This is a genomic window from Collinsella intestinalis (assembly GCF_902501455.1).
In the GTDB taxonomy this organism is placed as follows: Bacteria; Actinomycetota; Coriobacteriia; order Coriobacteriales; family Coriobacteriaceae; genus Collinsella; species Collinsella intestinalis.
This window is the reverse complement of sequence record NZ_CABWIC010000007.1, coordinates 801,064-826,625: the sequence shown is the minus strand read 5'-3', so window position 1 is coordinate 826,625 and position 25,562 is coordinate 801,064. Positions and strand designations below refer to the sequence as shown.

The window sequence follows — 25,562 nt, the reverse complement described above, 5'->3', positions numbered from 1 at the left end:
CGTTCGTTCGCCCGGTGTACGGGCTACTTGATCGCCCTCACCACGGTGCCGCCGCCCAAGACGATATCGCCGGCATATGCCACGACTGCCTGGCCGGGGGCGATGCCGCGTTCGGGCGAGTCGAAGATGAGCTCGAAGGCGTTCGCCGCGTTCTCGGCGATCGCGTTCGCTCCCGCCGACGATCCGGTCGTGCCGCACGTTGCTCTGCGCAGGCGCGCGGGCTGTGCGGGGTGACGGTAGCGGATCTTGGCGCTCACGGGCAGGCCCGTCTCGCCCGCCTCGTCCAAGAGCTCTTCCATGACGTTTGCCGGCGCGCTCCAAATCCAGTCATCGGCCACGAGGCCGCTCGCCATGAGGTCGGCTACCTCTCCCAGAGTGACCGTGTTCGCCACGGCGTCGATGCCCGTCACGTAGACGGGATGTGCACAGGCCACGCCCAGCCCTTTGCGCTGGCCCACGGTGTAGCGAATCGCCCCGTGATGGCGTCCCAGCACGTGACCGCTCGTGTTCACGATATCGCCCTCCGGCAACGGCGCTCCGTTGCGCTTTTCGATGTAGGTGGCGAAGTCGTTGTCCGGGACGAAGCAGATGCCCTGGCTGTCTCGCTTGCCTGCATTCTCAAAGCCCTGCTCGCGGGCGATTCGGCGCACGTCGCGCTCCTTGAACAGTCCGCCGAGGGGCAACAGGGTGCGCGCAAGGCGTTCCTGTGTAAGCGAATACAGCACGTAGCTCTGGTCTTTTGAGGGGTCGAGCGCGCAGCTGAGGGTGTGGACGGCGTTTGATGTGCCCGTCCGCCCGGCGATTCTGTCGACGAGCTCCTGCTCTTTGCCGCGCCGAGCCGCGCCGCCTCCGCCCTCGGCGAGCGTGCCGATGCGCCCGTAATGGCCCGTGGCTATGAAATCGCAATCGTGTTCACGGGCGTAGGAGAGCAGCGCGTCGAACTTGAGGTGGCGGTTGCAATCGATACAGGGATTGGGGGTGCGTCCTGTCTCATAGGTCCGGACGAATTTCTCCACCACATGGCGCTCGAAGGTCTCGCGCATGTCGATGACCTCGTGGGGGAAGCCCAGGCGTGCACAGATCGCGGCGGCGTCGTCGGCGTCCGACCCGCTGCCGCAGGCACCGGGCGCGGCATCGCCGTGCAGCAACATGGTGGCGCCAAGGCAGTCGTACCCCTGCTGGGTGAGCAGGTAGGCGGTGACGCTCGAATCGACGCCGCCGCTCATGGCGACGAGTACGCGCTTGCGGGTCATGGGTCTCCTTTGCGTAAGTGCTTGGCGTGGTGCGTGCGACTAGGCGAAGAGGGCGGTGGAGAGGTAGCGCTCACCGGTATCGGGGAGCAGGGCAACGATGGTTTTTCCGGCGTTTTCGGGGCGCTTCGCCAGCTCGAGGGCTGCCCAGGTGGCGGCTCCCGATGAGATGCCGGCCAAAACGCCCGCCTGCCGTGCGAGGGCGCGGCCGCAGGCGAGTGCATCCTCGTCCTTCACGGGGATGACCTCATCGTACACGTCGGTGTCGAGCACCTCGGGCACAAAGCCCGCGCCGATTCCCTGGATGGCGTGGGGCGCGGCCGATCCGCCTGAGAGCACGGGCGAGCCGGCGGGCTCGACGGCGACCACACGGATGCCCTCATTCATCTGCTTGAGATAGCGCCCCACTCCGGTGATGGTGCCGCCCGTCCCGACGCCCGTCACGAAGATGTCGACGTTTCCTTCGGTGTCGCGCCAGATCTCGGGGCCGGTGGTTGCCATATGGGCCGCGGGGTTCGATGGATTGGTGAACTGGCCGGCGACCCAGCTCTTGGGGGTGCTCGCCGCGAGCTCCTCGGCTCGGGCGATCGCGCCCTTCATACCCTCGGTGCCCGGGGTGAGCACGAGTTCGGCGCCATAGGCGGCGAGAAGGGCCCTCCGTTCGGCGCTCATCGTCTCCGGCATGGTTATCACGAGTCGGTATCCGCGCGCCGCCGCCAGGGCTGCCAGACCGACGCCGGTGTTTCCGCTCGTCGGCTCGATGATGGTGTAGCCGGCGTCCGGCGCGATGACACCGGCGGCCTCCGCCTCGTTCAGCATGTTGAGGGCGACGCGGTCTTTGACCGAGCCGGCGGGGTTTTGACGCTCCAACTTCACGAGCACGCGCGCCTTGAGGTCGAGTTGGCGCTCGAATCGGACGAGTTCAAGCAGGGGCGTGTTGCCCACGAGCTCGTCGAGGGAGGTGTGGATGCGGGTCATATCTACTCCTTTGCACGGTGTCGGTAATTGTAAGCCGTCGCTGTCGGTTTGTTTGCGCACACAAAATCATACCAAAAACATAGGAATTATGTCGGCTGGTGGGGTCGAGTTAAAATTCAGCAGCTCCCTTTCATCCGTTTACGAGAAATAACCCATATGCCGCAGGGGGTTGTCTGCTATGCTTTGGCCAGTGGAACAGACGAGACGGAGGTGCGGATATCATGCTGGTGTCGACAAAAGGACGCTATGCGTTGCGCGTGATGATCGACCTCGCGGAGCATCGATCCGACGGGCGCACGCCTCTCAGGAAGATCGCCGCCCGCCAGGGGATCTCTGAGAAATACCTCGAGAACATCCTCACGACGTTGGTGCGCCATGGGTTGCTGTCCGGGTTGCGCGGCAAGGGGGGCGGTTATTGCCTCACGCGTGAACCCGAGGATTTCACCATCGGTGAGGTCTTGCGTTTGACGGAGGGCTCGCTGTGCCCGGTTGCCTGTTTGGAGCACGGCCACGACGGTTGCGACCGCGCGGAACACTGTCGGACCGTCCGTGTGTGGCGCGAGCTCGATTCCCTGATCGAGAATTACCTGAACGGAGTGACGTTGGCGGACCTGGTGCGCGACGAATCGCTCGAGGAGCCGTCGGGCCCCTGCATATCCTAGGCTCTGAGCCCCTAGTCGTTTGTGGCGACCCCGAGCATCGTGCATACGATGCTCACGACGATGCTGCCGAACAGGGCGGCGCCAAAGCCGCTGATGGAGATACCGGAACCAAGAAGGTTTACGGACAGCCAGCTGGCGAGTTCGAGCATGAAGCTGTTCACCACGAGTTGGAACAGGCCCACGGTGAGGCAGGTGAGCGGCAGGGAGATGACCGTGATAAGCGGCTTCACCAGGGAGTTGACGAGCCCGAGGAACAGACCCACGAAGGCGAAGCTGAGCCAGGGGTCCGCGGTCCCGAAGGGCTGGATGCCGGGGACGATGAACGCGGCGACGGCGATGGCGATGGACGTCAGGAGCCAATTGAGGAAAAAGCGCATGGGAGGCCTTTCGGGTAGGTTCGGTGCTGCGAGACGCGGATCGCTCGTCGACTCGGCGCGCCGGTCGGGGGTATGATGGGCAAATCGGCGCCTGCGCCGGCTCGGCCACCTCGTTCATTCTACCCATACCACGCATGGGCCATCAGGCGTGAGGAGCGACATGCAACGCTATGAATACGGCGACGCCCGGGAGGCCGTCGCGGAGCGCGGGGACGATGCCTCTCGCGTCATCTCGTTTTTCATCTTTAACACCGAGGTTCATTTCCACGCCTATGCGTCCGATGGGCAATCCGTCTCGGACCCGGCGGTGAGCCGGCGGCTCGACACCGCCCTCGCCGCGTGCAGGGACCGCTGCCTGTATTTCGAGCACCGTCTGTCGCGCACGAGGCCCGAGTCCGACATCTGCCGTGCCCATTCCTGCGCGCCCGCGGAAGTCGGCATCGCGCCCGAGACGGCCGACCTCATCCGCCGATCTTTGGGGTATTGCGAACGCAGCCGCGGGACCTTCGACGTCACGATGGGGACGGTGACGCGTCTGTGGGATTTCCACGAGGGTGTGGTCCCCAGTCCGTTGTCCCTGTCACGCGCGCTGCCGCACCTGGGGTGCTCCCACATCCACCTCGGCGGTACCGCCGCCGCGCCGACGTTGTCGATAGACGACCCCGAGACGGTGCTCGACTTAGGGGGCGTGGCAAAGGGCTATATCGCCGATGACCTGGCTGGCATTCTCCTGGATCACGGCGTCGAGCGTTTCGTCATCAACCTGGGCGGCAATGTGCTCGTGCGAGGCGGAAGGCCTCGAGATGACGCGGCCCGTCCGCCCGTGCACGCCGGCGCCCCTTGGAAGATCGGCATCGTCAACCCGCGCGACCCGGCTCATTACCGCGCCATCGTCGATGTCTCGGACGGGTCGGTCGTGACGAGCGGCCTGCATGAGCGACGCTTCACACGGGGAGGGCGGACGTACCACCATATCTTGAATCCCATGGACGGCATGCCCGCGCGCACCGACGTGGCGAGTGCGACCATCATCGCGTCCGCGTCGATCGACTGCGACGGCTATTCGACTGCGGCGCTTATGTTGGGCATGGACGAGGGCCCGGCGTTCGTCGAGGGGATCGACGGCGTCGAGGGCGTGTTCATCAGCGATGCGGACGAGGTGCGTTGGACGTCGGGCATTGCCGACAGGCTCTCTTTGGTGCCCACGCTCCCGCGCTGGTAGGATCCGACGCGCCCTTCACCGACGGTGCGCCCCCGTCCGCCCGCATGGAGTGCTTTAGCACGCTACTGTGATAAACTGTGCCAAGGTGGCGTGCGCGCTGCCATTTTTACGTTATGGATGCCCTCGGCGCATCGCCAGGGCGGTTATGTGCCCAATGCGGCAAGGTTGGTGGTTCCGTTGAATATCGAGAAGATGTTCGAGCGTCCCGATGTGGACCAGCTCGTCGAGGCGTTTCAGCTCGTCGAGGGCCCCGATGAGATTCGCGCGTTCCTGACCGATCTGTGTACCCCGCGTGAGATCTGCGATTTCGCCCAGCGCCTGCAGGTCGCCCGGTACTTGGATGAGGGCGAGCCCTATGTCGAGGTCCAGGCCCGTACCGGCGCCTCCTCAACCACGGTGAGCCGTGTTTCCAAGTCGCTCAACGGCGAGTACGGCGGCTACCGCAAGGTGCTTGTCAAGTTCGGCGATCAGTAGCGCGGGCCAGCACGGTCAGAAGATTCCGCCCCTCGCGGCCATAAGGTTGCGGGGGGCGGTTTCTCTTGCGTGTCGGGAGGGCGCCCGCACTTTGGCGCGATTGCGCGGGAGCGTGTTCTTCGGAGCGCGATGGTGTCCGCGCGGGCGTGTAGGATAGGGCTATGCAACTTCTACCGAGGATGGGGAGCATGGGGCTGAAAGTCTATACGACGCAATCCGTGACGGCACTCACGGGTGCCGAGATATCGCTGCTCGAGGATGCCGCACGCGCGTGCGGCCGTGCCACGCTGTTGGTGCCCTCGTTCGCCGAGCGCGACGTGTGCCGTCGCGCCTTGGCAGACGCGCGCGTCGGCACGGGCGTCGACGTGACAACGCCCGAGGCTTGGATCGAGGGGCTGTGGGAGCTCTTCGGCGATGGCCGCCGCGTGGTGTCTCCGCTTGAGCGCCGCATGCTCGTCTCGGCCCTCATGGACCGGCGAGATGCCGGCCAGATCGCCCCGCTGCGCGATAACCCGGGAACGGTGCGCCTCATCTCCCAGATCGTCGAGGCCCTGCTGCCCGAGATCGCCGCCCCCGCCGTGCTGGGGAGGAGGGAGGCCGAGCCCGACGGCGAATCGGAGCGGGTGGTGTTTTGCCTGGTGCGCGCTTACGCCGACATGCTCGCCGCGCGCGGCCTCGTCGAGGCTTCGGAGGCTGCGTCCATCTTGGCGGGCCTTGTCGGGGATGGCGCCCCCGCGTGCGCGCGCTTCGTCGCCGTGCGCGATGTTCCCCGTCTGCCCGGTCACGTGATGCGCCTTTTGAGGGCCGTCGCCGGTGCGGGCGAGGTCGCCTTGCTCCTCAACCCCGACCAGCGTTCGCTCGCATCGGAGCTCGACGCCTCCATCGAGACGGTCGGGCTCGATGACGGCCGCCCCGCGTCGCGCTTCCAGGGGGACCCAGAGTTCCTCGAGGTCGCAGGCCCGCATGCCCGCGGCGCCGCCTACGCGAGCGCCCTTGCCGATCTCGTGGGGGGTGGGCGTGACGTGGTGGTGGCCGCAGCCCGCCCCTCCGAGGTGTTCGAAGAGGTCTCGCCCCGCCTGGCGGCTCGCGGAATCAGCTCGGAATGCACGTTGGCCGCGCGGTTCGGCCAGACCGCAGTCGGCCGTCAGTTCGCTGCCCTGTCCGATGTGGTTGCCCGCATGAAGGATGCGGGGGAGGACCCCGAGCGCGCGGCGACGTGGTGGCCTGCGCCGGAGCTCGCCGATTGGCTTTACTCGCCGCTTTCCGGCATGGATTCCAATTCCGCCCGGATGTTCGACAAGAAGATCCGATCCAACCGATCCCTGACACCCGAGGCGGTCCTGCGCACGTTGCAGAGCTATCAGAGCCAAACGACGACCAAGCGTCAGCGCTCCGACCAGTCCAAACCCTATGCGCAGGTGCCCGCCGTGTGCGCGAGCGTCGTCTCTTATTTGTGGCAGGAGCGTCCAGTCTCGGCCCTCAAGGCCATGTGTGCCGTCGCCGGCGCCCTGCCCCCCAGCGCATTCGGTTGGAGGGACGGGTCGGTCCGCGCCGGAGTCGAGGTGTCCATGGCCGCCAAGGCCATCGAGACCTTGACCGATGTCGCTCACGAGCTGGACGTTTGCCAATCCGCCGCCGTCACGGTGTTGGATGGCCTGACCGTCTCCGCCCGCCGTCGCACGGAGTCGACCGACTTTGCGCACACGGGCTACGAGGGCGATGCGGATATGCCCTGCGTGCGGTTCATGACGCTCGCCGAAGCGGCCTTGCTGCCCGCCGGTTCCGTGGACGCCGTCTTCGTCGCCGACGTGGATGTCGACAACTTCCCGCTTTCGCATGAGGAGGGCGCGCTTTCGACCCTCGCCGCCAAGCTCGGAGCCGCGCCTATGGAGCTCGAGCCCGCCGCCCGTCTGCGCGACCTGTTCGACCGCGCGCTGGCGGCCGCTCACAGCCGCGCGGTCCTGGCCCGCGTGACACACGACCGTCAGGCCAAGGACCGCTATCCCGCAGCGATGTGGACGGAGCTCACCGCCGCCGTCCGCGCGGCGGGGCGTGTCGTGACCGTGACCTCGGTGGGCGAGGGCGACATCGCGGCCGATCTCGACACCGCCGCCGGCATGGGCCTGAAGCGTCGGCGTGTGGCGTGCCTTCCCCCGCAGGAGCTGGGCGAGGACGCCATCCGCCACCTGGTGCTCTACCAGCGTGATCCAAACGACCCATCGCGCCTCGTGCCGCGTCAGCTGTCCGCCTCCCAGATCGAGGGGTACGTGACCTGTCCTCTGTGCTGGTTCATGTCCTCACGAGTTCGCCCGCAGTCGCTTGATGCGGGATTCGGCAATATGGAGAAGGGCAATTTCGTCCACGACGTCATGTATCGCCTGCACGCCGAGCTTACCGAGGAGGGTGTTCCCCGTGTCACGCCTGAGAATCTCGAGGCGTGTCTGGAAAAGCTCCGGGATGTGTTCGATTGCGTCCGTGCGGAGCACGCGCGCAACAAGACCTCGAGCTCCGCTGCGCTCGTCGCTCACTCGGCTCTCGAGCATGTGCAGGTGGACGAGATCTTGCCGCAGCTCGAGGCGGTGGTCCGTTACGAGGCGGGGGCGTTGGCGCCCTTCGCGCCCGCATACCTCGAGTACTCCTTCAACGGCCTTGGGGTCGAGTACGCCGGCCGTCCGCTCGGTGGACGTATCGACCGCGTGGACGTCGACGCGGAGGGCCGCGCGATGGTCATCGACTATAAGCACCGCATGGATGTCAACGCCTTCAAGCTGACGGACCCAACGGTCGCCAAGCGTGACGGCGCCGTTCCCGCCGATGACCCCGACTGGCTGCCCGAGCACGCGCAGTCGCTCATCTATGCCCAGGCGTTGCGCCATTCCGAGCTCGCGCTCGATGCCCGCGGCGCCCTCTATTTCTCGACCAAGGGCGGCGCTCCCGCCATGCGTGGCGCCGTTTCGGAGGAGTTCGTCGAGGTCGAGTCTGGTGACGGGCGCGTGCCGGGCTTGCGGACGGGTTTCCCCGACGCCGAGCACGGAGGCACCATGGGCTTCGACGAGTTGCTCGAACGAGTCGAGCAGACCATCGCGCGCAAGTTGGACGCCCTCGAGGCGGGCGACGTCTCGGCGGCGGAGAAGCCGGGCGCACGGTGCGCATTCAACCATGATCTTGGATTCGAGCGGAGGGACGCATAACCAATGGACCTTTCCACCCTCATGCCGCAGCAGCGCGATATCGTGACGACTCTCGACCGACCGCTTTTCGTCTCGGCGGGCGCCGGTTCCGGCAAGACCTTCACCCTGACGCGCAGGATCTTATGGGCGCTCTCGCCCGAGTCCGGCCCCTTCATCCGTAATCTCGACCAGGTGCTGGCCATCACGTTCACCAAAGACGCCGCCGCCGAGATTCGCGAGCGCGTCCGCGGGGCCCTCATCGAGGAGGGCATGGGCGACATCGCCCTGCAGGTCGACGACGCGTGGATCTCGACGATACACGGTATGTGCTCGCGCATCCTGCGCGCTCATGCGCTCGAGCTCGGCCTCGACCCCGAATTCAGCGTTTTGGACGAGTCCGTCTCCGGCCCGCTTATGGACCGGGCAGTCGATGCCGTGATTGCGCGGGAGCGCGGCGGCTTGCGCGAGCTGCAGGAGTGGTACGCGCTGTCCGGTGAGTTGGACCCGAGCGGCTTTGAGGCGGGCACGAGCGCTAAGCGCCTGGTACGCACCCTGCTCGAGCGCGCAAGTGCCTCGCGTCACGGCTTCGACGACATGCACCTCATCCGCGGTTCGGTGGATTTCTCGGGTCTCATGGACGCCTATCGCCAATGTCTCGGCGCGAGTGCCAAGGCGGCCGAGACCGCGCGCATCGCGTTGGATGCCCTCGAGGCCTATGGATGCGGTCCGCAGACGCGCGGGGACCTCGCGGCGTGCATGCTCGCCTGCGGCATGCCCCGCCCGAGCAAGGCGTTTCCCAAGGAGCAGGTGGCTTTGCTCAAGGCTGAGGCCGCCGATGCCTTCATCAACGCCTATCTGGCTCTCGGAGGCTCCGCCCTCGACGAGTTGCTCGCCCTTGCCCGCTCCGTCGGCGACGAGTACTCCGCGCTCAAGGCGGAGCGCTCGGCACTCGACAACAACGACCTGCTCCGCCTCACCTATGAGGCGCTGCGCGATCACCCCCGTATCCGCGATGCGTATGCGGGCAAATTCGCGATGGTCATGATCGACGAGTTCCAAGACACCGATCAGCAACAGGTCGACCTCATCAACTTCCTGACGGGCGAGGGCGGTCGCGCGCTGTGCACCGTGGGCGACGCCCAGCAGTCCATCTACCGCTTTCGCGGCGCCGAGGTCGAGGTGTTCCGCCGCGCCCAGCGCCGCATCGAGCAGGGGGCCGCTGCGGGTTCCGAAGGGTCCGTGGTCAAGCTCGTCAAGAACTTCCGCAGCCACGCCGAGGTGCTCGAGTATGTCGCACGCGTCTTCGACGACGGACAGGGCGGCATCATGCCCAGCTTCCTCAACCTGCTCCCGCACGACGGGCGCGCCGACGGCCTGCGGGTTGCGGGCGCCTCGCGTCGTCAGGCCCTGCTTGTCGCGGGCGGCACCACCGAGGAGCGCACGGCGGCCAAGGCCGAGGCCATCGCCAAGCGGTTTCGCGCCCTCGCCGATGCCGGTCAACCCGCAGGCGACATGGTCCTGTTGTTGGGCGGAATGACCCGCGCGGGCGTCTATGCGGATGCCATTCGCGCACAGGGCCTCGACTGCGTGATCAGCGGCGGTTCGGTGTTCGCCTCCACGGAGGAGGCCAAGACCATCCGCGCACTCGTGCATATGCTCGGCAATCTCGCCGACACCGCACAGGGCTTGGCCCCCGTGCTCGCCTCTCCGCTGTTCGCGTTGGGCGTCCAGGAATTCCTCGCGCTGGCAACGGCGTGGGACGCGCAGACCGGCGAGACCCGCCGTCGCAATATCGAGCTCGGCATCCTGTTTGACGACGACGCCCCGGGCTTCGGCGACCTTCCGCTGCTCGCCCGCGCCCGCACGGTCCTGCGCCGCGCTCTCTCGCGCCTGGGGAAAGAACCGCTCGCTTCGATCGTGCGCGACGTGGTCAACGAGTCCGGCTGGATGGTCCGTCTCGCCGAGCGCGGGGCGGAGGGTCGCGCGCAGGCAGCGAACGTCCTCAAGGCCATCGACGCGGTCGCGGAGGCCGAGGCGGAACTGGGCAATGCACCGCGTCAGGTGGCGCTCGCCTACGATCGCTTCCTGACGGGTAAGCAGGCGCCGGGAGCCCTCAACGAGGAGGGTGGCAATGCAGTCCGCATCATGACGGTGCATGCGTCCAAGGGCCTCGAGTTCCCCGTGGTCGCGGTGTCCGAGTGCTTCGGCATCCGCTCCAATTCCGCGCGCATGCAGTCGGTGCGCCGCGACGACGGCACGCTCGACCTCGTCGCGCTGCCGGGCCGTTTCCCGGACTGTCGCGATTCGCTCGGGTCGCTGATAGAGGGCGCCGAGGTTGAGAAGCAGTTCAAGAAGTACCTGAGCGGCTCGGGCGCCACGGGTCCCTGGCTCGACGCGAGCCTGGTCGATGACGTGTGCGCGACCGGGTCGGCCGCCGAGGCATGGTTGTCCATGCGCGACGAGGAGGACCGCCTCGCGCTCGAGGAGCGCGCTCGCCTCCTGTACGTCGCCATGACGCGCGCCCGCGAGGTTTGCTTGCTCGCGATGGACGCCCCTGTCGGCCGCGGCAAGGGGTCGGCCCTCACGCTCAAGCCCGAGCTGGACCTCACGCCCGCCGTGCTCGAGCGCATCCTGCCCGACGCCGGCGCCTCCCTCACGTGCGATCGCCTCGTGTTCGACAACGCACAAGCGGGCGATTTCGAGCTGATCGCCCTTAGGGACTTCTCGTATGGTGGCGTCGTATATGAGGCGAATGCCGCGCTCGCCGACGCGGAGGACCCGGTTGCGGATGCCCCCGTGCCCGAGCCGATGGACTCCTTCACGCTCGTGGAGCCCGCGAACGTGTACATGCGCGTCGTGCCCGCCGAACGTGCCCCACGCGATTCCTACAGCTACTCGTCGGTCTCGGCGGAGCTGCACGAGGAAGCCGAGGACCATCCCGAGCCTGCGGAGGCCCCTATTGCGGAGGCGGCGGGGGAGACCGCGGTGTCGGATGGGGTTGAGGCGCCGCGCGATGAGCGGGCCGTTCCGTCGCACGAGGGGGACCCGACGGCGCTCGGCAGCGCCTTCCATGCCGCTTGCCAGTGGCTGATCGAGCTCGACCGTGCCGATTTGCCCGTCGAGCGTGCCGACGCCCTATGTCGCTACTGGGGCTGCACGGCCGCCCAGCGCGAGCGTTTCGATGAGGCGGTTGCGCGCTGGCTTTCCAGCGACGTGCGCGCCGAGGCCCTTGCCTGGCCGTGTTGTCGTGCCGAGGTGCCGTTCTACTCCCTCGGCATGGATGGGCTTGTGGAGCGCTTCGGGCCCTATGCCGAGGGTGCCATCGACTTGCTGTGCACTGATGCCGCCCGTCCCGGTCGTGCTCTGCTGATCGACTACAAGACCGGTGGGAGCTCGCTCGAGACGCCCGAGCAGCTGCAGGAGAAGCACGCCCTTCAAGCGAGCGTCTACGCCGATGTCTTGCACAAGGCCGGGTACGAGCAAGTGACGCTCAGGTTCGTCCGCGTCGAGGTTCCCGACCCCGCCGATCCCGTGCAGCCCCAGGTCGTCACGTACGAGCTGTAAAACCTCAATTTAGGGACTGTCCCTAAATTGAGGTGCGCCGGCACCGTTCAGCACCGGCAGGAGTGTGGCCCAGATTCGGCATCAGTGCGAATCTGGGCCACATGAGCTTGCTCTGAGTTTTATCGGCGTACGTGGAAACTAGAGTTTGCGATAGCGGGTGTGGTTGTTTTTGCCGCGTTCGATCTTTTCGATGGAGGGAAGGGCCCCGCTTTGGTATTTCTTAGAGAAAAATACGCCAAAGCTGATCTTCTCCCCACGTTGCAGATCGCTCCACGTAGTTCCTTTGAACAGGGACTTCACTTCGAAGGCCGTTCTTGGATCAAGTTGATCAATCGCTTGCTGTGCCTCGCCGAACATTGCATCGAAATTTGCAGATCTCATTTTGTCACCGCTTGGGAAGTCGCTTGAGTTGATCGAGGACTTTGTCGCGCTTCTCCCTGTGCCTCTTTGCGTCTTCAGTTGCTTTCTCGATGCCTTTTGCGAGTTCGTCCTTTTGTGCTTTTAGCGCCCCATTACCGAACAGCTTGAAGCCAGGGAGTGAATCGAGCTCGTCCGCAAGACGTTTTGCCTCTCGGTCGCATGCGCTTGCCTCATTGGCATACTTCTCGGCTTCCTCATCCACAATTGCCTTGAGATCGGGGTTGGCTTCCCAGTAGGCTGCTATCACTTGCTTGATCGCTCTTCCGAAGGCTCCGGCGATGAGCACCGCTGCATCCGGGTATTCGGCTTTCAGCTTCTTCTGGCACTTCTCGAATTCAACAGCGGAGTTGATGCGGCCCTCCCTGGTCTCGTTGATTAGCCATTCTTGGACCTCGCTTCTATGGCGAGCATAGTCCTCGGCCTCCTGTTTGCGAGCCTGTACGCATAGCGGAGTCATGCAGGGTATTTCGCCGACAAAGGGTTCTCCGCATGTGGGGCAAGCCACCTTGCGGCCGTCTTGGCGTAGGGAATCAAGATAATCCTTGATGGTGGGTTCTGGTTCATAGGAGTATTCGACCTGTTTGCCAACGGATTGGGAAATCGCTGTGATCCCAGAACCTCTGAAGTTGAGGGGCCAGATGTATGACTCGTTGTAACGACAGTCATCGAAGGTGAAGACGGTGGTTCCCTCATTGCTGCCGTTCCTTAGCTCAAATGATAGGATGCGTGAGCCAAAGCGTCCGCTTTTTCCACCGTCGGCAAGCTCTCTGTCGCTCAGAATCATGTTTCGTATGGTGGAGGGATACAGAGAAGAGTTCAGCGCAATGATTTCAACGATGTCGTCCGGCAGGGTTGTGGGAATGAGGTTCGTTCTGACTTGGACTTCCAATTTAGTAGTCAAGCCATCCGGGAGCCAGGTATCGAGGGCGCCTCCCATTTGAAAGCTCGAAGCATCTCTCAGGTATTTTTCGTGACCCTCTCCATCGCGAGAGGTGTATTGGAGCGAAACTACATCGAGTGCCGGCGTGGTTGCGAAATAGTCCAGCGCCGTCTGAAGCAATTCACGGAGAGGGAGGTCGATGGCGACTTTCATCTTCTTACCTCACATCGTAGGAGCGCGAAAAACCACACTTGCCGCAATAGTAGGTGGACTTCTTCTTGCCCAGGGCCCCCGCGGCGAGGCCGAGGGGGCCAAAGGCGACGGCGCCAACCGCTGCCTTTCCAGCGCTGAAGCCTTGCTTGTCGGAGCCGACATATTTCCAGTCATACATCTCGCCGCAGACCGGGCATTTGATGGGCGCATATTCTTTCATGGATGCTCCTTTGCACGTGGATGGCTACATGGGGTCAAAGTACCTCGGGGGGGATTGTCAACGGCCATTCATGTGCGTCCGGGGCGTGTGCCGCTCATTCGGGCTGCATTTTGATGTCTGAGAGATGCTTGCGGCCACAATCGGTGTGGCCGTGTTGGTCTGAAAGCATGTGGCAAGGAGGAAAACGGTTCCAGCGCTCATGGAGGACATAATTGCGCAGTTGCGTCGCATCGCGGAGGAGGAGGAGGGGGCTGAGCGTCTTGTGCTCTTTGGGCCGAGGGCGCGCGTGACGAATTGCCTTAAGAGGGACTCCGACATCGCGGTTGCCGGCCGTCCATCGTTCAATCGCTTTGCCGATTGTGTCGAAAACGAGCTCTAGGCACTACTCGATGTGGATATAGTCAATTGCGAATCGTTTGGTTCAAGTGGTTATCGAAACGTATATCCCCGAGTTTCAGAAATTCGATGCAGGGGTCTACGAGAGATATGGGGATCTTATCGGCGAAGGTGAATCGAACATGCTGTGAACCTTTGCGTGAGGCATGTGCGCACATGCGTTCTGTCCGCGTGCTCGGTTAGAATCGTAGGCGTTCGAAAGGACCCCATCCCAAAACCTCAATTCAGGGACTGTCCCTAAATTGAGGTTTTGGGCGGAGCGGGGTTGCGTATTCTTAGCACATCACATTGGAGATCCAGCACATGGCATTCGTTCACCTGCACAACCACACCGTCTATTCCATGCTGGACGGAGCGACGCGCATCAAGGACATGGTGTCGCGCGCCGTCGAGCTGGGCATGCCCGCCGTGGCCATCACCGACCACGGCTACATGTACGGTGTCCCCGAGCTCGGCCTCGCCTGCGACGCCGTGAACCACGGCACGCCCGAGTACAAGGTCTGGAGCCACGACAAATCCTTCTTGGAGAAGGGCCGTCGCGACGAGCTCGAGTGCCCCGATCAAGAGTCCGATCCGCGCGGTTACGAGCAGCACATGAAGGACCTCGCGATGTGGGACGAGAAGGGCAATATCGACGAGCTCAAGCCGCCGCTGGTCATCAAGCCCATCTTCGGTTGCGAGGTGTATTTCACCCCCGACGAGACCCTTGCGCGCGACCGCAAGCCCGAGCTCTACCACATGGTGCTCTTCGCCCAGAACGAGAAGGGCTACGTCAACCTCATGCAGACGGTCTCCGAGGCCGCCGTGCAGGGCTTTTACTACAAGCCGCGCGTGACGCTGGACAACCTGCGCCGTCATCGCGAGGGCCTCATCGCCAGCTCCGCGTGTATCGCCGGCATCATCCCCAAGTGCATCGACCGCGGTGAGATGGCGACCGCCATCGAGTGGGCTGAGACCTTCCGCGACACGTTCGAGCCGGGCAATTTCTACATCGAGATCCAGGAGCACGGCATCACGACCGACTCCGGCATCACCGACGAGGAGCTTTCCCGTACCCTCATCCAAATCGCCGAGCAGGTGGGCGTCAAGGTCATCGCAACCAACGATTTCCACTACCTCACGCGCGAGGACGCGCCGGTCCAGGACGTCGTCATGTGTATCGGCACGAACTCCAAGATCGACGACCCGAACCGCATCCGCATGGAGGGTTCGGAGTTCTACATGAAGACCGAGGAGGAGATGCGGGCCCTGTTCCCGTATTGCCCCGAGGCCTGCGACAACACCGTCGAGATCGCCGAGAAGTGCAACGTCGAGCTCGACTGGGACAGCATCATCCTGCCGAACTATCCTCTGCTCGACCCGGGCGAGACCCATGAGAGCCAGTTCCGTCGCGAGTGCGAGGAAGGCCTCGCCAAGCGCTACGGCGACGATTGGGACGGGCGTGAGATCGGCGGCGTCGACATCCGCGAGCGTTTCGAGTTCGAGTACAAGGTCATCTGCGACAAGGGCTTCGCCGCGTACTTCCTCATCGTCGCCGAGTACGTCCGTTGGGCCAAGCAAAACGGCATCGGCGTCGGCCCGGGCCGTGGCTCGGCTGCGGGCGCCTTGGTCGCCTACGCCATGGACATCACCACCTTCGACCCGCTCTCGAACGGCCTCATGTTCGAGAGGTTCCTCTCTCCCGAACGTACCGAGATGCCCGATATCGATATGGACTTCGACGATGAGCGGCGCCTCGAGGTCATCGAGCATGTTCGACAGCTCTATGGCCCCGAGAAGGTCACCCACGTCATCACCTACTCCACCATCAAGGCCAAGCAGGCCATCAACGACGCTGCCCGCGTGTTGGACTATCCCGTCTACATGGGCCAGCGCCTGTCCAAGATGGTCTCCGCCGACCCGGGCGTGAAGCTCAAGCAGGTGCTCGAGAAGCAGCCGGGCAAGGAGGACCTGTACAGCCCCGATTTCGTCGAGGCGTATCAAAAGGACGAGGACGCCCGCCGCATCATCGACACGGCGCTGTCCATCGAGGGCCTCACGCGCGGCGAGGGCGTGCACGCCTGCGCCGTTCTGATCTGCCGCGATGCGGTCAACGAGCACGTGCCCACCAAGCTCGATACCAAGGGCGGCGTCGAGATCACCCAGTACGAAGGCCACACGGTCGCCGACATGGGCCTGCTCAAGATGGACTTCCTGGGCCTGCGCACCCTCACGGTCATTTCCAAGGCCAAGGCCAACATCAAGAAGAGCTTCGGCATCGATATCGACGTCGACGCCATCCCCTTCGACGACCCCAAGATCTTCGAGCTCATGAGCTCCGGCCGTACCGCCGGCGTGTTCCAGGTCGAGTCCGCCGGCATGACGGCCACGATCAAGAACATGAAGCCCACCGAGTACAAGCACGTCGTCGCTCTGATCGCTCTCTACCGCCCGGGCCCCTTGGGCGCCGGCATGGTCACGAGCTACATCAACCGCATGAACGGCAAGGAGCCCGCGGTCTCCTACGACCCGCGCCTCGACGGCATCCTGGGCGAGACCTACGGCACCATGGTCTACCAGGAGCAGGTTATGCTCATCTCGGTCGAGATGTGCGGCTTCTCCAAGGGCGAGTCGGACTCGCGCATCCGCAAGCCCGTGGCCAAGAAGAAGATCAAGATGCTCACCGACCAGGTCTTCAAGTGGTCTGACGGCGAGGATGAGACGATCTACGACCACTGGATGAACGGAGCGGAGAAGAACGGGTACAAGCGCTCGGTCGCCCAGAAGATCTGGGACGACGTCCTCGAGTTCGCATCCTACGCGTTCAACAAGTCCCACTCCGCCGGCTATGCGATCCTGGTCATGCAGACAGCCTGGCTCAAGGCCCATTACCCCAACGAGTACATGGCGGCCGTGCTTACCTCCTACACGGGCAAGACCGACAAAATCGTGCACTACGTCTCCGCTTGCCGTCACGACGGCATCGCGGTCCTGCCTCCGGATATCAACGAGTCCGGCACCGAGTTCACGGCGACCCCGGAGGGCGTGCGCTTCGGCCTGGCCGGCATCCGCGGCGTGGGCGAGGGCGTGACCCAGGCGATCATCGGGGAGCGCGAGAAGGGCGGCCCGTTCAAGAACCTGCACGACTTCGTCGAGCGTGTGGATTCGAGCCAGGCCAACCGTCGCGTCATCGAGGCGCTCATCAAGGGCGGGGCCTTCGACTCGACGGGTTATCCGCGTCGTCAGCTCATGCACTTCGTCGACCGCGACAATCCCGAGAACATCATCGATGCCGCGGTGAAGCGCCAAAAGGACCGCGCCGCCGGCCAGACCTCGCTGTTCGACGTGTTCGGCGATGTCGAGGGCTCCGGTTTCGAGGTCATCGTCCCCGAGCCCGACGGGCAGGAGTGGGATCGACATATGAAGCTCTCCTTCGAGAAGGAGGTGCTGGGCATCTACGTCTCCGATCACCCCCTGCGCCCGTATGAGTACGCACTCGCCAAGGCCCGTGAGTTCACGCTGTCCCAGATCGACACCGGCTTCGAGACCATGGGTCCCACTGGTAACGCGGTGAACCAGGAGATTCCCGAGGGCAAGCCCTATTGGTGGGCCGGCATGGTCTCGGGCGTCGGCAAGCGCGTCACCAAGAACGGCGACCCCATGGCCATCGTGCAGCTCGAGGACATGGAAGGCGAGGCGACGGTCGTCGTGTTCCCCAAGACGTACAAGCAGTGCGAGGGCTACCTGTACGGCGAGGTCGACCCCGAGACGGGCGCGCAGCTCTCCGATGCCTTCATCCGTGTCAAGGGCAAGCTCGAGCGTTCCGACCGCGGCGACCAGATCATCGCCCAGGAAATCGAGCCGCTCGTGCTGAGCGAGGAGAGCAATCGCCCCAAGGTCTTCGAGATTATGGTCCCGAGCTCGCGCTTCTCGCAGTCCAACATGGCGCGTTTGGCGACGGTCCTGAACACCAACCCCGGTGGTGACCGCGTGGAGCTGTTCATCGAGCAGGCGGATGGCCAGACCATGCGCGCCGAGATCCCCACACGCGTCAACGCCCGCTCGATTCCATTGATCGCCGAGGTCAAGGGCATTGTGGGCAATAAGGGTCGCGTGACGGTGATCTAGCCTTGCCGGCCCGAGGTCGGGGAATGTGTACCGTGGACGCGCGTCTCGTGTAAGATGCGCGTCCATTCGGGCATACTAGGAAATAGTTGCATCTGCAGCGAAGTCTGAAAGGATTGATACATATGGCTACGTTTTTCAAGAATGACGAGACGGGCAAGTTCCTCGCCGCTGTCGACGCCGACATGTTCGCCCCGGCCGGCTACACCGAGGTTGCCGCCAACTCCGTCGACGCCGCCGTCGAGAAGCACGTTCCCGTCGTCGAGCTCCAGCGCGAGGGCCACGTCTTGAACGTTACCGTGGGCGAGGTCGAGCATCCCATGGAGGACGCGCACTACATCGAGTGGATCGCCCTCGAGGCCGCCGGTCGCCTGGAGATCCATTACCTTAAGCCCGGCCAGGCCCCGACTACGTTCTTCGCGGGCGGCGTCAAGACCGGCATCGTCTACGCCTACTGCAACCTCCATGGCCTGTGGAAGGCGGAGTTCTAAGATCCCGCCAAGGGCCGTGCGGCCCGTGCCTTGTGGTGCGAACGTATCTACGCGGGTGGCGAGGGGCGTAACGGCTCCTCGCCACCCGTTATTTGCATCATCTCCCGACGTGACGGCTGTCGCATGGTGCAATGTGAGCAAGAAAGGTTGACCCCACCGATGAGAATCGCCCTGGCCCAGATCGGCGCCCGCCTTGGAGATTTCGACGGCATCTGCTCTCGAGTCGAGCAGCAGGTGCACCTGGCACAAGATGCCGGGGCCGACCTTTTGTGCGTACCCGCGCCCCTGATGTGCGGTGTCACGCCGGGGGCACTGGTCGACTATCCGAACTACGAACATGACCTGCTGAGGGCCCTCGATCGGCTCGCGGCGATCTGCGATGCGGCCGGTGTGGCGTGCATCGTCCCCGCCGTGCTCTCCTTGGAGGTTGGCCAGCTGTTCGAGGCGTTTTTGCTGCGTCGCGGACGTGTGGTGCCGCTGCGTCTGACCATGATCCGGCATCAGGAGGGCGTTCCCGTCTCACCGTGGTCACCGCCGGTGTTCGACGTCGCGGGCACGCGCATCGCGGTGACGTTCGACGCCCAGCGCGATCTTGCGTCCCTTCCCGGTGGTTGCGACCTGCTGCTGCATTTCCCCGTCAACGGTTTGGATGTGACGGATTGCGATTCTGCGGCGGCCGCCGCGCTTCCAACGGGTCAGATGACGGAGCGGGTCGCGCGTGCCGGGATTTGGATGGCGTGCATGGCCCCCGTCGGCGGTTATGACGATGCGGTCTATACGGGTGGTTCCTATGTGCTGGACGACGGGGGACGTGTCGTCGCCCTTGCACCGTGTTTCGAGGAGTCCCTGCTGGTACAGGATGTGGTGCGCGGGGTGCCCTGCGAGGCGGTTGAGGATCGCAAGATCCCGCGCTTCGATCGCGGCACCTGGATGTGGAATGGCCTGCGCTTGCATCTGCGGGATTCGGTCGCAGCGCAGTGCGCCGGGCGCGTGCTCGTCGCCTTGGACGGCGGCCTGGCGAGTAGCCTGCTTGCATGTCTGGCCGTCGATGCCCTGGGGTCTCGGTCCGTCATCGCGCTACATGTCGAGCATGATGCGGCATCCGATGGTACCGCCCAGGAGCTCCATGCCTTGCGCTCCCGCCTCGCGCGGGAGGTGGCCTCGCGTCTTCACATTCGCATGGTCGAGCGCGTCGCCCCCGATATTCGCCCGTTGTTGGATGGCGATGAGCCCGGCAACCCCGGCATCTCCGTCCCAACCGCACAGGCGCGCGTCGACGCCCTGATGATGGAGGATGTCGCCCAAATCGAGCTTGCGATGCCACTCAGCGCCCTCACCAAGACCGATTACGCGTTGCGCCCGCGGGTCGGCGCGCGCGCGAATGTGGCGACGCTCGCGCCTTTTGGCGATGTGTACCTGACGTCGTTGGAGTGGCTCGCTCGCGCGCGAAATCGCATTTCAGCGGTCCTTCCGGAGGAGCTGCTCGGTCTCAACGCCGTCGCCTGCGATATGGCCACCGTCCTGCGGGATGCGGTGTGCCAGCTTGGCGCCGACGGCGATATCGCCGATCGAGCGCTGTCTTCGCTGCTCGCGCTCGACCCCTCTCAGATCGACGGTGCGCTCGAGGCACATGTCGACCGCAACGCTGTCCTGGACGATCTGCCGCTGTTTGCAACCGATCCGGAGTCGGCGGCCCTCATACTGATGATCGTTCGGTCGGGAGAGGCGTCGCGGCGCCTTCTGCCATCGTGCCCGATCGTGTCGTCCCGCTCATTTGTGGAGCGCGCCTGGCCGTCGATGCTTGGCTGGTCGGACATGGGCAGGCATGGGCAGGAGCGGCTTCGTGCGGCTGATTTAGCCGATGCGGAGTTCCATCGCCTCGAGAAGCGCGGCGCCGCTCGCGCCGAACGTGCCCGGGGCGAGATTATGGACATGCTGGCCGACCTGCTCGGCATCACGCCGGAGCAACGCCGCGAGCTCATGGGCGAGGAAGGGCTCGAGCGTATGGGCGAGCAGCTCAAGGATGCCGAGCAGTCCGTCCGGGAGGCGCTGGGTCGGATGGCCTCCGAGGGGCTCGGACCCGAGGCGTTCGGGCTTGGGTCGCAAGACGACGACGCTGGTGCTTCCGGACGCGCGGGCTTCTTCTCCCTGAACTAAAATCGCTTCTCCTCCTGTCCGCATGCATGGTATAGTAGAACAAACGTTCGAGATATCAAGGAGACGGATTGGTCATATTGGGAATCGACCCGGGTTTGGCTAACACCGGGTGGGGCATCGTCGAGGAGCGTCGCGGCGAGGTGCGTTGCCGGGCATACGGTTGCATCGAAACCTCGTCCGGCTCTGACTTGGCGGCGCGCTTGCGGCGCATCGCCGACGAGCTCACCGCCGTGGTCGATCGCTATCGCCCACAGGAGGCGGCTGTGGAGGGCATCTATTTCGGCGCGAATGTCCGTTCCGCCATACCCACCGCCCATGCCCGCGGCGCTGCTCTCGTCGCGTGCTCCCTGTGCGGGGTCGAGGTGGGGGAGTACACCCCCATGCAGATCAAGCAGGCCGTTGTTGGCACGGGCGCCGCCGATAAGACGCAGGTCACCTATATGGTTCGCACGTTGCTCCATCTCGATCACGACCCAAAGCCCGACCATGCCGCGGACGCGCTGGCGTGCGCGGTGTGCCATGCGCACCTGCATCGAACGCGGGAATTGAGCGGTGGTGCCTACACGCAAGAGAAGGGAAACCCCTACGCATGATCTCGATATTGAATGGCACGCTCATCGAGGCGACCGCGGGATCGGCCGTCATCGATGTGAACGGCATAGGCTTCGAACTCGGCATCTCTGCAACCACCGCCTCGAGCCTCGCGCAGGTCGGCTCGCCCACTCGCCTGTACACGCGCATGGTTGTGCGTGAGGATTCGTGCACCCTGTTCGGGTTCGCCACAAAGGACGAGCGTACGATGTTCGACAAGTTGGTCTCGGTAAGTGGCGTGGGTGCCAAGCTCGCCCTCGCGATTTTGTCCTCATTTACGGTTCCCGAGCTGTATACGCTGGTGATGATGGAGGACGACAAGGGAATGGCGACCGTGCCGGGCGTGGGCAAAAAGACCGCACAGCGCCTGATCCTCGAACTGAAGGGCGTTTTCGAGAAGGACCGTTCGCTCGCCGGTTCGGCTGTCCCCACCGCGCCGCTGCCGTTTGCCCCCGCCGCGCCCGCGGCCCCTTCGGCGATTGAGGACGCCACGGCGGCCCTGCTCTCCATGGGCTTCACCGCCGCGGAGGTCACGCTGGCACTCGATGGGTATGATGGCAAGGATATGCGCGTCGAGGAGCTCTTGGCTCTGGCGCTCAGGCGGCTGGGAATGGAATCGTGATGTGGGAAGTAGACGAGTCGACTGACCTGTGGGGCGATGCGCCGTCCCGCCATGCGGCGGGAGGCGAGACGGAGCGGTTTGTGACGGGGGAGCTCACCTCCGACGATCTCGACGTCGAGCGCGGCCTGCGTCCGCAGCGCCTTGAGGACTATTGTGGGCAGGAGCACATCAAGCAAAGCCTGCGCATCCTCATCGAGGCCGCGCAGAGCCGAGGGGAGAGCCTCGATCATGTGATCTTTTCCGGGCCCCCGGGCTTGGGTAAGACCACGCTGGCCGCGGTCGTTGCAAACGAGATGGGCGCTCAGATCAAGACCACCTCGGGCCCCGCCATCGCACGCACGGGCGACCTCGCGGCGATCCTCACCAACCTGCAGCCGGGCGACGTCCTGTTCATCGATGAGATTCATCGCCTCAACCGTCAGGTCGAGGAGATCTTGTACCCGGCGATGGAGGACTTCTCCCTCGATATCGTCATCGGCAAGGGGCCCGCTGCCCGCTCGATTCGCCTGGATATCCCTCGTTTCACACTCGTGGGCGCCACCACGCGCTCTGGCATGCTCACAGGTCCCCTGCGCGATCGTTTTGGCATCTCGTATCGCTTGGATTATTACGGCATCGAGGATCTGGCCGATATCGTCTGCCGCTCTTCGAGCATCCTCGGTGTGTCGATCGACCGAGAGTCCGCAAAGGAGATCGCCTCGCGTTCCCGTGGTACGCCTCGCCTTGCGAATCGCCTGCTCAAGCGCGTGCGTGATTACGCCCAGGTTCGCGGTGAGGGGTCCATCGAGCTCGGTATCGCTCAAGAGGCGATGCGTTTCTTCGAAATCGATGAGCTCGGCTTGGATTGGATGGACATCCGCATCCTCGAGACGCTGTGTAAGACGTTCCGCGGTCGCGCCGTCGGTCTGTCCACCCTGGCGAGCGCCACGGGCGAGGACGCCAATACGCTCGAGGACGTCTACGAGCCCTATCTGCTGCAATGCGGTCTGATCGTCCGTACGCCGCAGGGGCGCATGGCAACGCCTGCTGCGTTCGAGCATCTGGGAGTCGAGGCGCCCGGATTGTAAAGCCCGTGGTTCATGATTGGCCGTGCTATTCTGAAGGCGTTACATGATTGAAGAGAAGGGACCCTTCATGCCGACTGATATCGAAATCGCCCACTCTGTTGCGCCGTGGCCGATTCAGCAGGTCGCTGAGGCAGCCGGTGTGGATGCCAAGCATCTGATTCCCTATGGCTTCGACAAGGCCAAGGTGGATTACTCACTGCTCAACGAGCCGAGCGACCACGAGGCCAAGCTTGTCCTCGTCACGGCCATCAACCCCACGCCCGCGGGCGAGGGCAAGACCACGACGACCATCGGTTTGGCCGACGCCCTGCGTCGCCGCGGCGTCAAGAGCGCTGTTGCGCTGCGCGAGCCCTCGCTCGGGCCGGTCTTCGGTGTCAAGGGCGGTGCCGCCGGCGGCGGATACGCGCAGGTCATCCCCATGGAGGATATCAACCTTCATTTCACCGGCGACTTCCATGCCATCGGTGCTGCCAACAACCTGCTCGCTGCCCTGCTGGACAACCACATCCAGCAGGGCAACGCGCTCGGCATCGACGTCAAGCGCATCACTTGGAAGCGCGTCGTCGACATGAACGACCGCCAGCTTCGCCATGTCATCGACGGCATCGGCGGCAAGGCCCAGGGCGTCCCACGCGAGGATGGATTCGACATCACCGTCGCGTCTGAGGTCATGGCGATCCTGTGCCTGTCGACCTCCATCTCCGACCTCAAGCAGCGCCTCGGGGAGATCGTGGTCGGCTACACCTACGACGGCGAGCCCGTTCGCGCCAGCCAGCTCAAGGCCCAGGGCGCCATGGCGGCTCTGCTGAAGGACGCGCTCAAGCCCAATCTCGTGCAGACGCTCGAACACACGCCGGCGTTCGTGCACGGCGGTCCGTTCGCCAACATCGCGCATGGCTGCAACTCCGTCATGGCCACGAGGATGGCCATGCGCTTCGGCGATGTTGCCATTACCGAGGCAGGCTTCGGCGCGGACCTCGGAGCTGAGAAGTTCCTCGACATCAAGTGCCGCATGACCGGGATTCGCCCGAGCGCCGTCGTGGTGGTCGCTACCGCCCGCGCCCTCAAGTACAACGGCGGTGTGGCCAAGGCCGATCTCAACACCGAGAATCTCGAGGCCCTCAAGGCCGGTATGCCCAACCTGCTCCGTCATGTCGAGAACATCCAGAGCGTCTTCGGCCTGCCCTGCGTTGTCGCGATTAACCGATTCCCGATCGACACCGAGGCCGAGCTCGACCTCATCGCATCCGAGTGCGAGAAGGTTGGCGTGAACGTTCGTCTCTCCGAGGTCTGGGCCAAGGGTGGCGAGGGCGCACTCGAGCTGGCCGACGAGGTCATGCGCCTTATCGAGGAGCCTCACGAGTTTAAGTTCGCCTATGAGGACGGTACGGATGTGGCAGACGCCCTCGAGGCGATTGCCACCAAGGTCTATCATGCCGACGGCGTCGACTTCGCGCCTGCGGCCAAGCGCCAGCTCGCTGAGCTGCGCGCAAACGGCTTCGGTAACCTGCCGGTGTGCGTCGCCAAGACCCAGTACTCCTTCTCCGATCAGGCGAGCGCGCTTGGCGCCCCCGAGAATTTCCGCATCACCGTGCGCGAGCTCAAGGTGAGCGCTGGCGCCCACTTCGTCGTCGCTCTCACGGGCAACGTGCTCACGATGCCGGGCCTTCCCAAGGTTCCCGCGGCCGAGAACATCGACGTCGACGACAACGGCGTCATTACCGGTCTGTTCTAAGGATCGGTATGGCTACGATTATCGACGGTAAGAAACTCGCTGCCGAGGTTCGCGGTCGCGCTGCCGAGCGCGCTGCGCGATTGATGGCGCGGGATATCCTGTGTGGTCTGGCGGTTGTGCTGGTCGGCGACGACCAGGGCTCCGCCACGTATGTTCGCGCCAAGTTGCGTGACTGCCAGGAGTGCGGCATCCCGTCCCAGGATTTCAAGCTCTCCGAGGATACGACGCAAAGTGAGCTCATGTCGCTCATCGAGCAGCTGAACGCCGATCCCTCCATCGCGGGCATCCTGGTGCAGATGCCGCTGCCGGCTCATCTCGATGCCGAGCAGGTTGTCGCCGCGATCGATCCCAAGAAGGACGTCGACGGCTTTCACCCGGAGAATCTGGGCAAGCTTGTCCGAGGCCTTCCGGGGCTTCGCCCTTGCACGCCCGCCGGGATCATGGAGATGCTCGACGCTTATGGTATCGACCCAGCAGGTAAGAACGCGGTGATCGTGGGGCGTTCGTCCATCGTGGGCAAGCCCATGTCGCTCATGTTGCTTGCGCGCAATGCCACGATTTCTGTCGCGCATTCCCATACCGACCCGTGCGAGCTTGCTCGGATCTGCCAGAGCGCCGATATCCTCGTGGTCGCGTGTGGCATTCCAAAGATGGTCAAGGGCCCCTGGATCAAACCGGGTGCCGCTGTCATCGACGTCGGCATGGACCGCGACGAGGCCGGTAAGCTCTGCGGCGATGTCGACTTTGCATCTGCTGAGCTCGTAGCGGGTTCCATCACGCCGGTGCCGGGCGGCGTGGGCCCCATGACGCGCGCCATGCTGATGAGCAACGTGTGCCTGGCGGCCGAGCTTCAGCACCCCGAAGCTGCCAAGCTCGCGTAGCGTCTGCTCCCGCGCTTTTCTCTGCAGCGTGCTCGTGGCACGCTCCCGTTTTCTTTGTTGAGCCCCCACCGTGTTCGATGCCCCGGCA

The 25,562-nt window shown here is 64.3% G+C and carries 19 protein-coding genes; 13 read left to right on the top strand and 6 right to left on the bottom strand.

What is annotated here, in order from left to right:
- Positions 1 to 23: 23 nt before the first annotated feature.
- The gene (mnmA, locus tag AOBCEHNH_RS05065; protein ID WP_152063390.1) at positions 24 to 1,253 is read right to left on the bottom strand and encodes a tRNA 2-thiouridine(34) synthase MnmA; all 1,230 of its coding nucleotides are present in this window, start codon (positions 1,251 to 1,253) and stop codon (positions 24 to 26) included.
- Positions 1,254 to 1,292: 39 nt separating this feature from the next.
- Complete coding sequence (gene cysK / locus AOBCEHNH_RS05060; protein ID WP_152063389.1) at positions 1,293 to 2,228, bottom strand: cysteine synthase A; 936 nt, start codon at positions 2,226 to 2,228, stop codon at positions 1,293 to 1,295.
- Positions 2,229 to 2,449: 221 nt separating this feature from the next.
- Between cysK and AOBCEHNH_RS05055 the strand changes: the two genes are divergently transcribed.
- Positions 2,450 to 2,890, top strand: coding sequence for an RrF2 family transcriptional regulator (locus AOBCEHNH_RS05055; protein ID WP_152063388.1), 441 nt, complete (start codon positions 2,450 to 2,452; stop codon positions 2,888 to 2,890).
- Positions 2,891 to 2,901: 11 nt separating this feature from the next.
- Here the strand turns inward: AOBCEHNH_RS05055 and AOBCEHNH_RS05050 are convergent, their stop codons facing one another.
- Positions 2,902 to 3,267 carry a phage holin family protein gene (locus tag AOBCEHNH_RS05050; protein ID WP_006722211.1) on the bottom strand — a complete coding sequence of 122 codons (366 nt, stop codon included), beginning with the start codon at positions 3,265 to 3,267 and terminating at the stop codon, positions 2,902 to 2,904.
- Between the two features lie 160 nt (positions 3,268 to 3,427).
- On the opposite strand from AOBCEHNH_RS05050, the gene AOBCEHNH_RS05045 reads away from it, so the two are divergent.
- From AOBCEHNH_RS05045 to AOBCEHNH_RS05030, 4 genes are all read left to right on the top strand, one after another.
- Positions 3,428 to 4,489, top strand: coding sequence for an FAD:protein FMN transferase (locus AOBCEHNH_RS05045; protein WP_152063387.1), 1,062 nt, complete (start codon positions 3,428 to 3,430; stop codon positions 4,487 to 4,489).
- A gap of 177 nt (positions 4,490 to 4,666) precedes the next feature.
- Complete coding sequence (locus AOBCEHNH_RS05040) at positions 4,667 to 4,963, top strand: YerC/YecD family TrpR-related protein (protein WP_039910428.1); 297 nt, start codon at positions 4,667 to 4,669, stop codon at positions 4,961 to 4,963.
- Between the two features lie 188 nt (positions 4,964 to 5,151).
- Complete coding sequence (locus AOBCEHNH_RS05035; protein WP_226803270.1) at positions 5,152 to 8,154, top strand: PD-(D/E)XK nuclease family protein; 3,003 nt, start codon at positions 5,152 to 5,154, stop codon at positions 8,152 to 8,154.
- 3 nt (positions 8,155 to 8,157) lie between these two features.
- Positions 8,158 to 11,697 (top strand): UvrD-helicase domain-containing protein, encoded by a 3,540-nt coding sequence (locus tag AOBCEHNH_RS05030; protein ID WP_152063385.1) that lies wholly within the window; start codon positions 8,158 to 8,160, stop codon positions 11,695 to 11,697.
- Between the two features lie 138 nt (positions 11,698 to 11,835).
- Here AOBCEHNH_RS05030 and AOBCEHNH_RS05025 read toward each other — a convergent pair whose 3' ends face one another.
- Genes AOBCEHNH_RS05025 through AOBCEHNH_RS05015 form a run of 3 tightly spaced genes read right to left on the bottom strand, consistent with a single transcriptional unit; the run spans position 11,836 to position 13,430 of the window.
- Positions 11,836 to 12,078 carry a DUF1413 domain-containing protein gene (locus tag AOBCEHNH_RS05025; RefSeq protein WP_152063384.1) on the bottom strand — a complete coding sequence of 81 codons (243 nt, stop codon included), beginning with the start codon at positions 12,076 to 12,078 and terminating at the stop codon, positions 11,836 to 11,838.
- A gap of 4 nt (positions 12,079 to 12,082) precedes the next feature.
- Positions 12,083 to 13,210 carry a hypothetical protein gene (locus tag AOBCEHNH_RS05020; protein ID WP_152063383.1) on the bottom strand — a complete coding sequence of 376 codons (1,128 nt, stop codon included), beginning with the start codon at positions 13,208 to 13,210 and terminating at the stop codon, positions 12,083 to 12,085.
- A gap of 4 nt (positions 13,211 to 13,214) precedes the next feature.
- On the bottom strand, positions 13,215 to 13,430 hold the full coding sequence (locus tag AOBCEHNH_RS05015; RefSeq protein ID WP_006722219.1) for a hypothetical protein: 216 nt from the start codon (positions 13,428 to 13,430) through the stop codon (positions 13,215 to 13,217).
- A gap of 699 nt (positions 13,431 to 14,129) precedes the next feature.
- On the opposite strand from AOBCEHNH_RS05015, the gene dnaE reads away from it, so the two are divergent.
- The 8 genes from dnaE to folD all read left to right on the top strand — a co-directional run bounded on the left by dnaE (position 14,130) and on the right by folD (position 25,474).
- Positions 14,130 to 17,933, top strand: coding sequence for a DNA polymerase III subunit alpha (gene dnaE, locus AOBCEHNH_RS05010; protein WP_118271424.1), 3,804 nt, complete (start codon positions 14,130 to 14,132; stop codon positions 17,931 to 17,933).
- Between the two features lie 122 nt (positions 17,934 to 18,055).
- A complete protein-coding gene (locus AOBCEHNH_RS05005; protein ID WP_006722223.1) occupies positions 18,056 to 18,421 on the top strand; it encodes a desulfoferrodoxin family protein in 366 nt (121 codons plus the stop codon).
- 159 nt (positions 18,422 to 18,580) lie between these two features.
- The gene (locus AOBCEHNH_RS05000) at positions 18,581 to 20,578 is read left to right on the top strand and encodes an NAD(+) synthetase (RefSeq protein ID WP_152063382.1); all 1,998 of its coding nucleotides are present in this window, start codon (positions 18,581 to 18,583) and stop codon (positions 20,576 to 20,578) included.
- A 68-nt stretch (positions 20,579 to 20,646) separates the two neighbouring features.
- Complete coding sequence (ruvC, locus tag AOBCEHNH_RS04995; protein WP_118103763.1) at positions 20,647 to 21,171, top strand: crossover junction endodeoxyribonuclease RuvC; 525 nt, start codon at positions 20,647 to 20,649, stop codon at positions 21,169 to 21,171.
- Positions 21,168 to 21,791 carry a Holliday junction branch migration protein RuvA gene (ruvA, locus tag AOBCEHNH_RS04990; RefSeq protein WP_152063381.1) on the top strand — a complete coding sequence of 208 codons (624 nt, stop codon included), beginning with the start codon at positions 21,168 to 21,170 and terminating at the stop codon, positions 21,789 to 21,791. The genes ruvC and ruvA overlap by 4 nt, the downstream gene beginning before the upstream one ends.
- Positions 21,791 to 22,858, top strand: coding sequence for a Holliday junction branch migration DNA helicase RuvB (ruvB, locus tag AOBCEHNH_RS04985; RefSeq protein WP_152063380.1), 1,068 nt, complete (start codon positions 21,791 to 21,793; stop codon positions 22,856 to 22,858). The genes ruvA and ruvB overlap by 1 nt, the downstream gene beginning before the upstream one ends.
- A gap of 67 nt (positions 22,859 to 22,925) precedes the next feature.
- Complete coding sequence (locus tag AOBCEHNH_RS04980) at positions 22,926 to 24,593, top strand: formate--tetrahydrofolate ligase (protein ID WP_152063379.1); 1,668 nt, start codon at positions 22,926 to 22,928, stop codon at positions 24,591 to 24,593.
- Positions 24,594 to 24,601: 8 nt separating this feature from the next.
- Complete coding sequence (gene folD / locus AOBCEHNH_RS04975; RefSeq protein WP_152063378.1) at positions 24,602 to 25,474, top strand: bifunctional methylenetetrahydrofolate dehydrogenase/methenyltetrahydrofolate cyclohydrolase FolD; 873 nt, start codon at positions 24,602 to 24,604, stop codon at positions 25,472 to 25,474.
- Positions 25,475 to 25,562: the final 88 nt, after the last annotated feature.

Coding starts and splice junctions, on each gene's coding strand:
- folD (WP_152063378.1), top strand. CDS start 24,602: ATGGCTACGATTATCGACGGTAAGAAACTCGCTGCCGAGGTTCGCGGT.
- AOBCEHNH_RS05055 (WP_152063388.1), top strand. CDS start 2,450: ATGCTGGTGTCGACAAAAGGACGCTATGCGTTGCGCGTGATGATCGAC.
- AOBCEHNH_RS05005 (WP_006722223.1), top strand. CDS start 18,056: ATGGCTACGTTTTTCAAGAATGACGAGACGGGCAAGTTCCTCGCCGCT.
- AOBCEHNH_RS05025 (WP_152063384.1), bottom strand. CDS start 12,078: ATGAGATCTGCAAATTTCGATGCAATGTTCGGCGAGGCACAGCAAGCG.
- AOBCEHNH_RS05050 (WP_006722211.1), bottom strand. CDS start 3,267: ATGCGCTTTTTCCTCAATTGGCTCCTGACGTCCATCGCCATCGCCGTC.
- ruvB (WP_152063380.1), top strand. CDS start 21,791: ATGTGGGAAGTAGACGAGTCGACTGACCTGTGGGGCGATGCGCCGTCC.
- dnaE (WP_118271424.1), top strand. CDS start 14,130: ATGGCATTCGTTCACCTGCACAACCACACCGTCTATTCCATGCTGGAC.
- AOBCEHNH_RS04980 (WP_152063379.1), top strand. CDS start 22,926: ATGCCGACTGATATCGAAATCGCCCACTCTGTTGCGCCGTGGCCGATT.
- cysK (WP_152063389.1), bottom strand. CDS start 2,228: ATGACCCGCATCCACACCTCCCTCGACGAGCTCGTGGGCAACACGCCC.
- mnmA (WP_152063390.1), bottom strand. CDS start 1,253: ATGACCCGCAAGCGCGTACTCGTCGCCATGAGCGGCGGCGTCGATTCG.
- AOBCEHNH_RS05015 (WP_006722219.1), bottom strand. CDS start 13,430: ATGAAAGAATATGCGCCCATCAAATGCCCGGTCTGCGGCGAGATGTAT.
- AOBCEHNH_RS05030 (WP_152063385.1), top strand. CDS start 8,158: ATGGACCTTTCCACCCTCATGCCGCAGCAGCGCGATATCGTGACGACT.
- AOBCEHNH_RS05000 (WP_152063382.1), top strand. CDS start 18,581: ATGAGAATCGCCCTGGCCCAGATCGGCGCCCGCCTTGGAGATTTCGAC.
- AOBCEHNH_RS05020 (WP_152063383.1), bottom strand. CDS start 13,210: ATGAAAGTCGCCATCGACCTCCCTCTCCGTGAATTGCTTCAGACGGCG.
- AOBCEHNH_RS05045 (WP_152063387.1), top strand. CDS start 3,428: ATGCAACGCTATGAATACGGCGACGCCCGGGAGGCCGTCGCGGAGCGC.
- AOBCEHNH_RS05035 (WP_226803270.1), top strand. CDS start 5,152: ATGGGGCTGAAAGTCTATACGACGCAATCCGTGACGGCACTCACGGGT.
- ruvA (WP_152063381.1), top strand. CDS start 21,168: ATGATCTCGATATTGAATGGCACGCTCATCGAGGCGACCGCGGGATCG.